The organism is Paenibacillus sp. FSL R5-0701, assembly GCF_037973995.1.
Classification (GTDB): domain Bacteria; phylum Bacillota; class Bacilli; order Paenibacillales; family Paenibacillaceae; genus Paenibacillus.
This window is the reverse complement of sequence record NZ_CP150230.1, coordinates 4,010,630-4,025,239: the sequence shown is the minus strand read 5'-3', so window position 1 is coordinate 4,025,239 and position 14,610 is coordinate 4,010,630. Positions and strand designations below refer to the sequence as shown.

Genomic DNA, 14,610 nt, shown 5'->3' with positions numbered 1-14,610 from the left:
CTGAAAGTTAATCACTTATCAATACAACTGAGAAAATAGGAAGCATAACGGCGTATTGAGTAAAAATTTTTTACGGGAAACAGCGTAATCGTTACTTTTGTTAAAGAAAAAAGGCGTTTGTGCCATTTCGTTGTCATAGGACACGGATTGACTGTGTAGTGTAGAATTATATAATAAAAGAAGCATATCTTTGTTATTCGACAGAACAAGGTGGAGGTGGAAGCATTGGGAAGTTGAAATTGCATATGAGCGGCAGAATGGCAAATATCCTACATTTTCGAAGGAGGTGGACCTATTTGCCGAAGAATGACGGCGAATAGGATGAAAATTTGAGTGACCCCTTACCGAGTATTTTAAATTTAGTATTAATTGGTTTACTTGTATTAATGAATGGTTTCTTTGTGTCGGCGGAATTCGCGATGGTGAAGGTTCGTGGAAGTCGGATTGAGGCTTTGGTGGAAACAGGTAACAAAAATGCCATCTATGCTTCCAATATCATACGTAATCTGGATGCATATCTGTCAGCTTGCCAACTAGGTATAACTTTGGCTTCATTGGGACTCGGGTGGCTGGGAGAACCGGCAATTGCACATCTGTTAGAGCCCATGTTTACCGCATTTGGACTGGGACCAGTCTACGTTCATGGAATCTCTATTGCCATTGCATTTGTGATCATTACGATCTTGCACATTGTACTGGGAGAACTTGCTCCCAAAACGATGGCGATTCGAAAGTCTGAGACGATCACATTGTGGTCTGCGGCTTTGCTAACGTTCTTCTACAAGTTAATGTATCCATTCATATGGGCACTGAACGGTATGGCTAACGGCTTGTTGAGACTGTTCCGAATGGCACCAGCTTCGGAGATGGACTCCGCACATAGCGAAGATGAAATACGTATTCTGATGAAAGAAAGCAATAAGAGCGGTTTAATTGATAACACTGAATTAGCACTTGTTGATAATATATTTGATTTTACGGATACAACCGCCCGTGAAATTATGATTCCGCGGACGGAAATGATCTGTCTGAACGCCAATGAGTCCATGCTGGAAAATCTGGAGATTGCCAGTGAAAGTATGCGAACAAGGTATCCGGTATATAACGGAGACAAGGATCATATTATCGGCTTTATTCACATCAAGGATCTGATGCGATCCCAACTTACGGATACCATCTCCGTAATCCGGCCCATCCTGGCTGTGCCAGATACCACGCTGATCAGTGATTTGCTCAAGCGTATGCAGCGTAGCAAGACACAGATTGCGATTCTGATTGATGAATACGGCGGAACCTCCGGGCTTGTCACACTTGAAGATATCATGGAAGAGATCGTAGGCGAGATTCAGGATGAATTCGACCATGAGCGTCCTGTCATTGAGCAAGTGGATGAGATGGAATACTCCATTGATGGATTGATGCTGATTGAAGAAGTCAGCGAACGATTCGGACTGGAGATGGATCGTGCCGATTACGATACCATCGGGGGCTGGTTATACTCCAGAGTAGACGCTATTCCACCTGAGGTCGGTCAATCGGTTGAGTATGGGGGGTATGTATTTGTCATTCAAGAGACAGAGCATAAGCGGATTTCCCGAGTGAATGTGATTAAGCTGGAACTGTTGGTTGAAGAAGAAGGCGCGTAGCCGGATCGCAATTGTAACAAATGAAGCTGTATGGTGACGTAATGTCATCGTACAGCTTTTTTGCATGCTCATGATTCTTTGGGTGCATGAATGACAATATCGGCGTAACGATTCTCCGTGACCAAGCTATTCTCGATAGAAATTCGCTTATAAGTGACGTAAACATTCTCTCCCGGAGCCAGATCATGCTGGATATTCAGCTTTTTTTGAGTGGATTGGGTTGTTGTCGGTGTCTTAATGGTGATGATGGCGTACATAGGCGTATCGACAAAAGTAACCTCGTAAGAATTGAAGTCCCCCACCTTAGTGGTGGATAATACCGGAGTTTGCTTATACTGGGTCAGGTGATCATTCACCATGCCAAGTGTTACGGGTAACACATAAAACAGAAGTACCAGAGGCAGAAGGCAGAAAGCAATCCCGAAAACACGAAAAAATTTGACATGGGAAAGGGTTCGTCCGCTCTGCTTGAGGAAAAGAAAAGCAAGGATGGGGGACAGTACAAGTCCCCAGATCATAAAGGGCAATACATAGCGGTCAATCCCCATGCTTATCCAGCTTTCCCGAGCTGTAGCCAAGATATATATTAAGGTCCCTGCGGTAAGTGCACTCACCAAGATAACAAGCCAACGTTTGAACGAGCCGGAAACTTCGATATGTAGTTCATTCGGGTTGGAGCTGTGACGATGCCTTCTGGATTTGGATTGAAATTTACTCAAGTTACCACCTCATTTGCAAATCTGGTTGGTTCATATGGTTTCGTGTATCCATTACCCAATACATACGGGCTGGAATAATTTAGGTTTCAACCATGCTGGAGATGCATGCATAGACAAAAAACGCTGCCGACAGAAACATCGGAGCGTCTAATTTTTTTTGAAACCTGTGACCCGATCCGTCCGTTTATACCCTTACACAAAATCAAGTATGGAAGCGGAGGATGGATCAATATGCGGAAAATGAAAACGAAGAGTGCAGCATCTATGCTAAAAATAACCCTTGTTGCCTTGTTAATGGTGCCAACAATCCTGGCTATACCTACGTCCGAACCAGCCGTTGCAAGCCCGATGGTCAACGTGTCCTCTGGTGCCCTTACACCCCCACCGCCGCCGGAACCATCCATCCATTCGCTTGTTAACACTCGAGAACTTGGACATATCTATCAAGCGGTCGGTGCAGTCATTCCTGGGGGTGGACTATCGGCTATCGTCAATACCAAGACCATGACATATACAGCAATGAAGACACTTTCCGTAGATTATCGACTTGAGCGCTGGACAGGAACAGCATGGGTAACTTTCAAAACCAATTCCAACAATGCAACGAATACAAACTTACTGAATGCCACATCGGATTGGACCGTTATGCCAGGATATTATTATCGGGTTACCAGTATTCATACAGCGTATGATGGAAGTACCATGGAAACAAGCAAACATGTCTCTGGCACCGTGTTATTTTGATCTTATCAACGGGTGCTGCCGGGAAACTTCTGCTCTTGGAAATCGTTGGCAATAGCAGTCATTTCTTCTTCCGAAAGGGTGCCAAACAGACTCATATTGTTGGAACCCATCATCCACTGAAAGGAGTTATAGGGTGGGCCGATATACATCAGTGCTTCCGATCCATCCGCCAGCTTAACGGTGCTCATATCACGAAGCATGGCGCCTTCAATTTTCTCCCCAGGCATGACATAGACATAATCAAACTGGATAATCTCATCCTCTATGCTCTTGCCTTCACTGGTATATTGAACTCTCATTTGTGTGGACTCATAATAATCGTCTGGATTCACAGGGTTTTCAGTATCAAGCACGAGTTCGAATTTAACCTTGTTGAATCTCTCGGGAATGGCATTGGATAACAGAAAGTCACCCATGAACCCTTCGCGTGCGATCTCTTCCGTAACAAGTACTGGACGAAGCAGGTGGCTCGATAACTCATACGAAGGTGTATTAAGAGCTTCTTCTTCCTGTACTTTAAGAATGTCGTCTAAGCTGGTTTCCGGTGGTGGAGGTGTTTTGGCTGTTGACGGATCAGCCCCCAGATGGGTCGTGCGATCCTCGATGATAATGGATTTCATGCCATTGCCCCAATCCTTGATGGATTGCACAAAAGGGGATACCGCTTGCGTACCGGACGGCAGGCTGAAAATAACGGCTCCGATGGTCACGGACGCTGCTACGACAACTGAAAGTCGTAAGGTACGAATTCTTTTTTTGCGTAAACCGATTCTGTTAATTTCCCTGTGTACCTTCTGCCAGGATTGCTGCATGGATTCGGTATGGGAGGCGGAAGGGGCAGAGACGGCCTGATGGAAAGCTTCATCAAAAGCCAGGTCAAACGCAGCGTCGAAATATTCGTCTTCCAGCTCTGAATCGAATGGCTCTACGTGCTTATCGGACTTGCCTTTGCTCAATGCTTCCACCCCATTCCTTATGTAATTTCTTCTTGATACTGCCACGGGCTCTGAACAAACGTTGTTTCACAATGTCTTCGGAGGTATCCAGCAGTTCGGCCATCTCTCGGTAAGAGAGACCTTTTTTCCACCGTAACTCCACCAGTACACGGTATTCCGGTTTGAGCTGTCCGAGATAATATTCAATGGACTCTTCCATCATCTGCGTTTCTACCATGCTTTCCACGGAAGCTGCCGTCTGATTCATCGTCTCCATATCTATAAAAACACTATCCGTATCCAATTGGTTACGGTTATTTTTATTTTTTCTCAGATAATTAATAGCTGTGTTCCGTGTGACAACCTTGAGCCAGGCTTTCAGTTTGACCTCGTCTTCAAAGATGGGTTTGTTTTTAATGATTTTGATAAAAGCTTCCTGAATAATATCTTCTGCTGCAGCACGCTCCTTGATGATATAAACGATAAGACCATGTACCATATTATAATATTCATAATACACTTCTTCTTGAAGTGCAGAGCCTAAATTATGGAAATCTGAGGCTAGTAATAACTGGAGCCGATTGGCCATGATGTTCTCCTTTCTGGTGAACAATCCACAAACATTGGTATCATTACATTTTACAACATAATATGGAAACGATACAATGGGATGTTGGTCCGGGAAAAACCAGATGAGAGAAGTGTGTATAACATGCGGGAAAGTTTGCTTAAGATTAATAAAAGGCCGTCTCGCCAACCATGAAAAAATGGTTGCAAGACAGCCTTTTCGACTGTTCAGAGAAAATACATTAAGGGAGATAACTCTCCGTAATCAGTTAGAATGCCCAGTCTCCCTTAAGGAAGATAGCTTCACGTTCGCCGTTTGCCGTGATACCGTAGATGTCCGTCTCGGGTGAGCCCATCATGAAGTCCACATGGGTGATGCTGGTGTTCATGCCACGGGCTGCAAGCTCTTCAGGAGACATCGATTTGCCACCTTCGATATTGAATGCATAGGAACTGCCAATCGCAAGATGGCAAGACGCATTTTCATCATACAATGTAGTGTAATACAGGATGCCACTCTCAGAGATCGGTGAATGGAAGGGAACCAAAGCGACTTCGCCGAGGTAATGAGAGCCTTCATCCATGGAAATGAGTCTTTCCAGCGTATCCTGCCCTTCTTCAGCATGAAAATCAATGATACGTCCGTTCTCAAATGTGAGTGAAAAACGATCAATGATACTGCCGCCATAACTGAGTGGTTTGGTGCTGGACACCTTGCCGTTAACACCGTGCTTGGCTGGAGCAGTGAATACTTCCTCTGTCGGGATATTGGCGACAAAAGGGGTGCCTTGCTCATTCACGCTACCAGCCTGCGCCCAGATATGACCTTCTGGAAGCTCGACAGTAAGATCCGTCCCTGGGGAGAGGAAGTGCAATGCTTGATACTTCTTGTTGTTCAGGGCAACGGCTTTGGTCTCCAGTCGTTCAATATGCTGTTCCCAAGCCGCTACAGGGTCCTCCAGATCGGCTCTCACCGCAGCAAAAATGGCTTCCCACAGCTGGCTAACCTGCTCGGCTGCCGGGAGATCCGGAAATACTTTGGCTGCCCAATCGGGGGAAGGACAAGCCACACCCGTCCAGCTCATTTTATCCGCCTGTTGATACTGACGGTACTTGGCCATAGCCTGACCAAATGTACGCTGATGGGTCGAGATCCGCTCCGGGTCAATCCCTTTCATCAGGTCTGGGCTGGATGACAATACGGTCAGAAAGGCTGCATTATTGGCCGCCAGTTCTTCAAGCTCCGCTGCATGCCATTTCGGCGGCTCTTGGAAGGATTCCTCAGGGGCCATCTCAAACCGCAATCGATTGACGGTTTCATCTCCGTATTTTACAATCACCTGCTTGGCGCCAGCTTCATATCCCTTACGTACCAGCAAACGTACGAATTCAGCGGTATCAATCATCGCAGAGATGACAAATACTTGTCCTGGTTGCACGTTAGCACCTACTCTTACAGCCAGTTCAGCGTAACGATCCAGTTTTTGTTCAAAACTTAACATATGAGTTCCCTCCAATTGTTGAATTTTCGACCTGTTGACGCAGGAAAAGAGAGGAGTAATCTCCTCTCTCCTAAATCACATCAAACGGTTATTAAAATGCCCAGTTTCCTTGCAGGAAGATCGGCTCTTCCGCGCCTTCGGAGGTCACACCGTGGATGTTCATTTCTCCGGATCCAATCATGAAGTCTACATGAGTGAGACTGGAGTTCATGCCACGTTCAATCAGCTCTTCTTTGGACATCGTTTTACCACCTTCCAGACAGAAGGCATAGGCATTACCAATCGCCAAATGGTTGGAGGCATTTTCATCAAAGAGTGTATTGTAGAACAAAATATTCGTATCCGAAATTGGGGACTGATGTGGAACGAGAGCAACTTCACCCAGATAGTGTGCACCTTCATCCATCTCGATCAGGTTTTTGAGTGCATCGAGACCTTGATCAGCGGTGTAATCTACGATTCGACCGTTCTCAAACGTAAGGGAGAATCCGTCAATCAGGTTGCCACCGTAGCTCAGTGGTTTCGTGCTGCGCACTGTACCGTTAACACCTGTTTTCAGCGGAGCCGTGAATACTTCTTCGGTAGGCATATTGGCAATAAAGACATGTCCTTGCTCATTCACACTTCCACCGGATACCCAGATATGGCCTTCTGGAAGTTCAATGGTCAAGTCTGTGCCTGGAGCTGTATAGTGAAGTTTTTTGTATTTCTTGTTGTTCAGCAGATCAGCGCGGGAATCCAGGTTTTGCAAATGGGTTTTCCATTCGGCAACAGCATCCTGCTCACCGATCCGTACCGTTTTGAAAATGACGTCCCACAGGCGATCCACTTGCTGTGCTTCTGGAAGATCCGGGAACACTTTAGCTGCCCATTCCGGAGAAGGAACGGCCACGATAGACCAGCTGAATTTGTCAGCCATCTGATAAGCACGATATTTTTCGAGCGCTTTGCCGCGCACTTTTTGGCTGGTAATAATGCGTTCCTGCGCTACACCGTTCAGCAGATCCGGATTTTCAGCGATGACGTGCAGAATAGCGGCACCTTCTTCAACGAGTTCAGTCATTTCAGCTGCAAACCATTTCGGTTCAATGGAGAAGGCTTCATCAGGTGCAAGATCGTAATGAAGACGTGTAACGGTTTCATCGCTCCAGTTTACTTTGACCAATTTCGCACCTTTACCGTAAGCTGCTTTGACAATCAGTCGTACAAAATGTGCTGCCGAGATTGGAGCGTTAACCACGAGTGTCTGTCCAGGATGGACATTGACACCGACTTGTACAGCCAGTTCAGCATATTGCTGCAGATTCGTTTCAAAAGTATTCATGCTATTTTTTCCTCCAATGTGATAATAATATCGTAGCTTGTTGGCTATTATAGTCCTCATTACAACTATGTAAGGACTCAGAATGGTTCCTTCATTGAATAAGGTATACGTTGCTACGTTATATATTGTACAATTAACCAATAATAATTACCAAACTAGGTTTACCAGAAATGTTGGAGACCGACTGTAGATGAAAGATTAAAGGAGAGAATGATTGTGAATATTGAAATTATAAGTGCTGAAATGCGCCGTGAAGGTGAAAAAGGATACGTGGGAAATACCGTTTACCGCACAGAAGGCGAAAAGTCAGTATATGAGATTACCTTCATGAGCAAGAACGGAAAAGATTGGGACTATAGCTTGCATTTCACGGAGCAATCCGGTGATGAAGAAGAGTTACTGCGTATGGACGAGTTGCTTGAAAATGATGACGATCTGTACAATCAATTGCTCGATGCTGCTTTGGAGGCATTTCCGGCTTAACTAGCCGAGATGTTCTTGTTCTATTGTGTTGTGTCGATGACTATACTAGACGGTGTATGCCCGAAACAGGGTGTATACCGTCTATTTTATTGGAAATGTTGAATAGATGATCCAGAAAAGGGAAGTCTACGAGATGAATGGAACCAGAGAGACAATCCGCCTAATGGGAGGTAACCGTGAATGGCATCTGACAATCTGATTACAGAAGGGTTGACGGGACTTGAAGAAGTCGCGCCCGATATTCTCAGTCTACGTACACTATTCGTTAATGTCGTGTTCATCGGAGAGCCAGGAAGCAGGAACTGGGTCCTCGTGGACACCGGAATGGCGAGGTTCACAGATCATATTGTTCAGGTTGCAACAGAACGATTTCAAGGTCCGCCGTCTGCGATCATATTGACGCATGGTCACTTCGACCATGTAGGAACCGTTATTGAGCTGGAACAATTCTGGGGTGTGCCAGTGTATGCTCATCCGCTTGAAATTCCGTATTTAACAGGATTAAAAGATTACCCGCCAGCGGACCCTTCTGTAGGTGGAGGTTTAATGTCCAGGTTGTCATTCGCATATCCCAATGAGGCGATCAATCTGGATGATCGGATATTCAGTCTACCCAAAGATCATTCCGTTCCAGGTCTATCAGGATGGGAGTGGGTGCACACGCCAGGTCATACGCCTGGACATGTGTCGCTCTTTCGAGAAGCAGACCGTTTGTTAATTGCGGGAGACGCAATCATCACAGTGAAGCAGGAGTCGCTGTGGAGTGTATTGCTTCAGGACAAACAGTTGCATGGTCCACCTTCCTATTTTACAACCGATTGGCAGGCTGCTCATCAATCTGTCCAGCATATAAGGCATCTGGAGCCGAAACTTGCAATTACCGGGCATGGGCATGCCTTGAGCGGAGATATGCTGAGTGAATCCTTGAAGCGGCTTGATCTGGACTTTGAAGAGAGCACTGTGCCGGATCATGGCAAATATGTGGATTAATTGAACCATCCTATGAAAGACAGCAGAGACAGCCGTAACGTATTGCAGCTGTCTTTTTCCTGTCTTTTTTGTCTTTCTATTATGAATTTGTTCTCTATCATAGATTGGTATTTTGCGCTCGGGCATGATATAGTCGAGCCGTATAATATAACCTTAGTATGCAGGAGGTACATATAACGATGACACAGCAAGATGCAGCATTTGAAGAACAATTTGGAGGGATACCAGCCATTTGGCTTCGTTTTAATCAGTTTGAAGCGGCAGTTATTCCAAGCGTGGGTGCCAACCTCGTTGCTTTTCGTGATACAGAAAAGGGTTTTCGTTACTTGAGAGAGCCGAATCAGGATCAGATGGATGAATTTATGGCAGCACCTGCGGTTTATGGAATTCCGATTCTTTCTCCACCGAACCGTTATGAGGATGGACGTTTCCCTTGGAATGGTAAAGTTTATCAGTTGCCTGTGAACGAACCCGCTACAGGTAACCATTTGCATGGATTTTTGCATGATGCCGAGTGGAAGGTTGAAGGATACGGTTCTGATCAGCTGGAGAGTTATGTGTTGCTTAGCCAGGACGTGAAAGAAGGACATACATTCCATCAGTACCTGCCTTTTACGTTCACAGTGACGCTTCGTTACTCTTTGAGCAGCCAAGGACTTCAGCAACAATTGATCGTCCGCAACAACGGGACTGAATATATGCCGAATTTGTTTGCATTCCACACGGCGATTGCTGTACCTTTTGCACCGGACAGTCAGGCCTCGGATTACACGGCCAAAGTTACAATTGGACAACGTCGTGAATTGAATGAGCGATCTCTGCCAACAGGACAATTTCAACCGCTTACACCTGAGGAAGAACAATTGAAAAAAGACGGGGTTAGTCCGTTCTTTGCTGCCATGGATAATCATTACACTGCGGAGCCGCAGAATGGACGTAACTATATGGAACTTACGGATCACCGTACTGGAGACAAACTGGTATACGATGTGGGTACTTCGTACAAACACTGGATGATCTGGAACAATAACATGGGTGGCGAATTCTTCTGTCCTGAACCACAGATGAACTTGGTTAACGCTCCTAATGTTGAAGGCATACCTGCAGAAGAAATCGGATTGATCGGTTTGGAACCAGGTGAACTATTCGAACAGAGCAGCCGATTGTATCCAATTGCGTCACAAAAATAATTCACGCTCATTTTGCGCTACGCTTACAATTTTGTCGAAAAGGTGAAAACCTGCTCACAAATCATGTATAATATGACGAGATACACAAGCTTTGTAGAGACCCAAACCATTTTTTTGGAGGAGGACAAGCAAGTGGAATACCGCATTGAGAGAGATACGTTAGGCGAAATGAAAGTACCAGCCGACAGGCTGTGGGGAGCTCAGACGCAGCGTAGCAAGGAAAACTTCCCGATTGGCAGTGAACATATGCCGATGGAAGTTATCCGTGCCCTTGCCATTTTGAAAAAAAGTGCTGCGGCTAGTAACCATAAATTAGGTAAATTATCTGCGGCTAAGTCCGATGCTATTGCTTATGCAGCAGACGAGATTATTGCAGGCCGAATTGATGACCATTTCCCACTGGTAGTATGGCAGACGGGAAGCGGAACACAATCCAATATGAACGTGAATGAAGTGATTGCCAATCTGGGGAACCAACTGCTGGAGCAAAAGGGCAAGGAAGAGCGTCTGCATCCAAATGATGACGTGAATATGTCTCAGAGCTCCAACGATACATTCCCAACGGCTCTGCATGTCGCAGGTGTTCTTGCTGTTGAGGATCAACTCTTGCCCGCCATTGCGGTATTAAAAGCTACTTTTGCAGACAAGTCTGAGGCATTCAAGGATATTATCAAGATTGGACGTACCCACCTCCAGGATGCAACACCAATTACGCTTGGTCAAGAGATCAGTGGTTGGGAAGCCATGCTGGGCAAGAGTGAGCGCATGATCCGTGAAAGTGTACAGTATCTGAAGGAGCTTGCGATTGGCGGTACAGCTGTCGGAACGGGCATTAATGCGCATCCGGACTTTGGGGACTTCACTGCCAAGGAGATTGGCAAACATACGGGGAAAGATTTTGTATCTGCACCAAACAAATTCCACGCACTTACAAGTCATGATGAAGTTGTATATGCACACGGTGCGGTTAAAGCGCTTGCAGCTGATTTGATGAAAATTGCCAATGATGTTCGCTGGTTAGCCAGTGGTCCTCGTAGTGGATTGGGCGAGATCCGTATTCCGGAAAATGAGCCAGGCAGCTCCATTATGCCGGGTAAAGTCAACCCAACTCAGAGCGAGGCCATTACTATGGTGGTTACGCAGGTCATGGGTAATGATGCAGCGATTGGTTTCGCGGCAAGTCAGGGTAATTTTGAGCTGAATGTATTCAAACCGGTTATCATCTATAACTTCCTGCAATCCGTGCAACTCCTGGCGGACTCCATTATTGCGTTTAATGACAAGTGTGCCGTAGGCATCGAGCCTAACCTGGATCAGATTGAACATAATCTGAACAACTCGCTTATGCTGGTTACAGCGCTTAATCCGCATATTGGTTATGAGAATGCAGCCAAAATTGCGAAGCTTGCGCATAAAGAAGGCTTGTCTTTGAAACAGGCGACGTTACAAACGGGCCTGCTTACCGAAGAGCAATTTGATCAATATGTCGATCCGGCCAAAATGATCGCTCCAAAGGCCTAAAATCAGCCCAAATGAGCAATATAGATCACTGAAGAGGACGACCTGCACAAGCAGGTCGTTTTTCTAATGCAAATCGATGAACTTAAAGCTTGTCAGGCTATACGTATACATATAAACTACATATGCACCAGTTTTAATTTAATTATGGGATTCGTATATATTTGGAGGTTTCCGCGTTGTCAAAAACGAGAAGATTTACGATACGCTCCAAAATTTTATTGGGCTATCTTGTGGTTGTGCTTTTGTTTGGAGCTGTTCTGCTAGTGCTTACGGCCCAAATTAATGTGTTACAGAAGGAAAATGATTTTATCTCCCATCATGATCTGGAAGTACATAATCTGACCAACGCGATTGAAAAAAATGTCTTGAACATGGAGACAGGACAGCGTGGATTCATGATTACAGGCAATGAAAGTTACCTGGAGCCTTATTCCCAAGGCATATCCCAGTGGAGTTCCAACTATGATCAGCTGAATGCTCTCATTAGTGATAACCCTTCACAGCAGCAGAGTCTGGAGAATATCAAAGCTCATATTACACGCTGGATTGAGATTGCTGGGGAGCCGTCGGTGGACTTGAAAAAGCAAGGGGATCAAGCAAAAGTTGTTGCATTTTTTGAATCTGATCCGGGTAAAACTGAAATTGATCTACTGCGCTCGCAACTTACAACCTTCCGTAACACAGAGATCGCTCTGACCGAGGCGAGGGTTACTGAACTTGCCAGACGCAGTTCCACACTGCTGACGATTATGTACACGCTGTGGGGTATTATCGCAGCATTATCCATTGCAGCCGCGATTGTGATATCAGGAAATATCGTCAAAACGTTGCGAGATGTTATGCAAACCATAAGTGATATCTCCAAAGGTGGAAACCTGAAGCAGCGAATTCAGGTTCGAACACATGATGAAGTGGGAGACCTGGGCCACGAAACCAACAAATTACTGGATGAAGTACAGGAACAGAATCGGGTCAAGGACCAGATCACAGGGATTGCCACACTTTTACAGAACCCGACCAATCTGGAGGGATTGTCTCGCTTGTTCCTGAACGAGCTTGCCATGTTGTTTGAAGTTCCATATAGCGTCTTATATTACTGGAAAGACAATCGACTGCTGCGCCTGGCTTCATATGCTGGGGATGGAGAGAAAGAACGTTCGCTCGGTAAAGTGTCGCTTGCCCCGGGTGAGGGGCTTGTAGGTCAAAGTGCTGTGGAGAAGCGAGTTCTACGCATGAATGATCTGCCCCAGAACTATATCCGAATCTCTTCGGGTCTCGGGTATACATCTGCCACATCACTTACTGTAGTCCCGGTCCTGTTCGAAGGCAGAACGATTGCGGTAATCGAGCTTGCTTCAATGAAGCCGTTGCAAGAGAATGATATGAAGCTGATGCAGGAACTGACGGATATTTTTGGTGTTTCACTACACTCGACCGTCACTCGCATGGAATTACAGCAATTATATGATGAGTCACAAGTTCTGAATGAAGAATTACAGGCACAATCGGAGAAACTTCAGGCTCAGACCGAAGAGATGTTGTCTCAGACGGAGGAACTGCAAATGCAGACCGAAGAGCTCCATATGCTTAATGATCGCCTGGAAATACAGAAGAGTGCTGCTGAGACATCAGCCAATGAACTTGCGGTTGTGGCAGATCAGTTACGAACAAGCTCAGGGTACAAATCCGAATTCTTGGCGAACATGTCCCATGAACTGCGGACACCGCTTAACAGCATGTTGATTTTATCCGAAATATTGTCTGAGAATAAAAACCAGCACTTGAATAGTGAGGAGCAGAACTATGCTTCAGTCATTCACAAATCAGGTAAAGACCTGCTGAATCTGATCAATGATATTCTGGATCTATCCAAAGTGGAAGCCGGACAAATGGAAGTGGATTTCGATGATGTCTATCTGGGCAGTGTTCCTGAAGTCATGAACCAGTATTTCCTGAAAACAGCGGAACAGAAAAAAATAGATTTCCGGATTCAGCTCCAAAGTCCTTTGCCGGAAACAATCGTGACAGATGAGATGAGATTGCACCAAATTCTTCGAAATCTGCTCTCTAACGCATTTAAGTTCACCAGTGAGGGTGAAGTTGCCTTAACGATCTCCAGCATGAGTCTAACTCATCCGGTAGCCAAAGACCAAGAGACCGACGTGTTTGCTTTCTCCGTCAGTGATACAGGGATTGGCATTGCGGATAACAAACTTCTACAGATCTTTGATGCATTCAAACAGGCGGACGGAGCAACAGCTCGTAAATATGGGGGGACAGGACTCGGCTTGTCCATCTCTCAATCGCTTGCGACTCTGCTGGGAGGTTCTATCTCAGCGACAAGCCGTGAAGGGCATGGCAGTGTATTCACGCTGTTCCTGCCACTGAGAATGGATGAGCCTGAGACCATGCACACATCCCGGTTGTTCCTGAATGAGGTGGCTAGCACCACTCCGGAGATCAACAAACTCCCTTCATTGACCACAGCTCCATCGGATGTGTTATTAACACCTCTGGAAGAAGCGTTGCTCAGCGGACGCCAAGTGCTTGTCGTTGATGATGATATTCGAAATGTATACGCACTAGCTAACGCTCTTGAGCAATACGGCATGCATGTTATTTCAGCGCAGAACGGATACGAGTGTCTGGAACTGTTGGAACGCGGAGGAGTAACGCCTGATCTCATCATGATGGATATCATGATGCCGGAACTGGATGGTTATGAGACCACTCGACAGATCCGTGAACGACTTGGGATGACCCAGCTTCCGATTATTGCGCTAACAGCCAAGGCCATGAAAGAGGATCGGGAAAAATGTATTGCAGCAGGTGCTTCGGACTATCTCAGCAAACCACTGAACATCAAAGAAGTATTATCCCGCATGAAATTATGGATGAATCACGAAACATTGGAGATCTGATCGTAGTTGAACTAGAAGTTATTTACACTGACACTATGATGACAGAACAACCCTCCAATCGCTGTTAT

12 protein-coding genes are annotated in these 14,610 nt (G+C 45.7%); 7 read left to right on the top strand and 5 right to left on the bottom strand.

Annotation, left to right across the window (positions count from 1 at the left end; translation table 11 throughout):
- Positions 1–329: 329 nt before the first annotated feature.
- Positions 330–1,646, top strand: a complete 1,317-nt coding sequence (locus MKZ13_RS17650; RefSeq protein ID WP_221821572.1) for a hemolysin family protein — start codon at positions 330–332, stop codon at positions 1,644–1,646.
- A 68-nt stretch (positions 1,647–1,714) separates the two neighbouring features.
- On the opposite strand, the gene MKZ13_RS17645 is transcribed toward MKZ13_RS17650, so the two are convergent.
- On the bottom strand, positions 1,715–2,365 hold the full coding sequence (locus MKZ13_RS17645; protein WP_339177028.1) for a hypothetical protein: 651 nt from the start codon (positions 2,363–2,365) through the stop codon (positions 1,715–1,717).
- A 231-nt stretch (positions 2,366–2,596) separates the two neighbouring features.
- On the opposite strand from MKZ13_RS17645, the gene MKZ13_RS17640 reads away from it, so the two are divergent.
- The gene (locus MKZ13_RS17640; protein ID WP_339177026.1) at positions 2,597–3,109 is read left to right on the top strand and encodes a hypothetical protein; all 513 of its coding nucleotides are present in this window, start codon (positions 2,597–2,599) and stop codon (positions 3,107–3,109) included.
- Positions 3,110–3,114: 5 nt separating this feature from the next.
- Here the strand turns inward: MKZ13_RS17640 and MKZ13_RS17635 are convergent, their stop codons facing one another.
- The 4 genes from MKZ13_RS17635 to MKZ13_RS17620 form a co-directional block, all read right to left on the bottom strand.
- Entirely contained in the window at positions 3,115–4,065 is a 951-nt protein-coding gene (locus MKZ13_RS17635) for a hypothetical protein (RefSeq protein ID WP_221821569.1), read from the bottom strand.
- A complete protein-coding gene (locus tag MKZ13_RS17630) occupies positions 4,043–4,633 on the bottom strand; it encodes a sigma-70 family RNA polymerase sigma factor (RefSeq protein WP_074095416.1) in 591 nt (196 codons plus the stop codon). Before MKZ13_RS17630 ends, MKZ13_RS17635 begins: the two co-directional genes overlap by 23 nt.
- A 247-nt stretch (positions 4,634–4,880) precedes the next feature.
- Positions 4,881–6,113 (bottom strand): aminopeptidase, encoded by a 1,233-nt coding sequence (locus MKZ13_RS17625; RefSeq protein WP_339177025.1) that lies wholly within the window; start codon positions 6,111–6,113, stop codon positions 4,881–4,883.
- 91 nt (positions 6,114–6,204) lie between these two features.
- Positions 6,205–7,437, bottom strand: coding sequence for an aminopeptidase (locus tag MKZ13_RS17620; protein WP_221821567.1), 1,233 nt, complete (start codon positions 7,435–7,437; stop codon positions 6,205–6,207).
- 216 nt (positions 7,438–7,653) lie between these two features.
- Between MKZ13_RS17620 and MKZ13_RS17615 the strand changes: the two genes are divergently transcribed.
- The 5 genes from MKZ13_RS17615 to MKZ13_RS17595 all read left to right on the top strand — a co-directional run bounded on the left by MKZ13_RS17615 (position 7,654) and on the right by MKZ13_RS17595 (position 14,542).
- Positions 7,654–7,920: a hypothetical protein gene (locus tag MKZ13_RS17615; protein ID WP_074095413.1), complete on the top strand. Its 267-nt coding sequence runs from the start codon at positions 7,654–7,656 to the stop codon at positions 7,918–7,920.
- A 180-nt stretch (positions 7,921–8,100) separates the two neighbouring features.
- Complete coding sequence (locus MKZ13_RS17610; RefSeq protein WP_036673769.1) at positions 8,101–8,910, top strand: MBL fold metallo-hydrolase; 810 nt, start codon at positions 8,101–8,103, stop codon at positions 8,908–8,910.
- 179 nt (positions 8,911–9,089) lie between these two features.
- A complete protein-coding gene (locus MKZ13_RS17605; RefSeq protein ID WP_339177023.1) occupies positions 9,090–10,100 on the top strand; it encodes an aldose 1-epimerase in 1,011 nt (336 codons plus the stop codon).
- 132 nt (positions 10,101–10,232) lie between these two features.
- Positions 10,233–11,621, top strand: a complete 1,389-nt coding sequence (gene fumC, locus MKZ13_RS17600; protein WP_074095411.1) for a class II fumarate hydratase — start codon at positions 10,233–10,235, stop codon at positions 11,619–11,621.
- 176 nt (positions 11,622–11,797) lie between these two features.
- Positions 11,798–14,542 carry a CHASE3 domain-containing protein gene (locus tag MKZ13_RS17595; RefSeq protein ID WP_339177022.1) on the top strand — a complete coding sequence of 915 codons (2,745 nt, stop codon included), beginning with the start codon at positions 11,798–11,800 and terminating at the stop codon, positions 14,540–14,542.
- Positions 14,543–14,610: the final 68 nt, after the last annotated feature.

Coding starts and splice junctions, on each gene's coding strand:
- MKZ13_RS17640 (WP_339177026.1), top strand. CDS start 2,597: ATGCGGAAAATGAAAACGAAGAGTGCAGCATCTATGCTAAAAATAACC.
- MKZ13_RS17630 (WP_074095416.1), bottom strand. CDS start 4,633: ATGGCCAATCGGCTCCAGTTATTACTAGCCTCAGATTTCCATAATTTA.
- MKZ13_RS17625 (WP_339177025.1), bottom strand. CDS start 6,113: ATGTTAAGTTTTGAACAAAAACTGGATCGTTACGCTGAACTGGCTGTA.
- MKZ13_RS17620 (WP_221821567.1), bottom strand. CDS start 7,437: ATGAATACTTTTGAAACGAATCTGCAGCAATATGCTGAACTGGCTGTA.
- MKZ13_RS17610 (WP_036673769.1), top strand. CDS start 8,101: ATGGCATCTGACAATCTGATTACAGAAGGGTTGACGGGACTTGAAGAA.
- MKZ13_RS17605 (WP_339177023.1), top strand. CDS start 9,090: ATGACACAGCAAGATGCAGCATTTGAAGAACAATTTGGAGGGATACCA.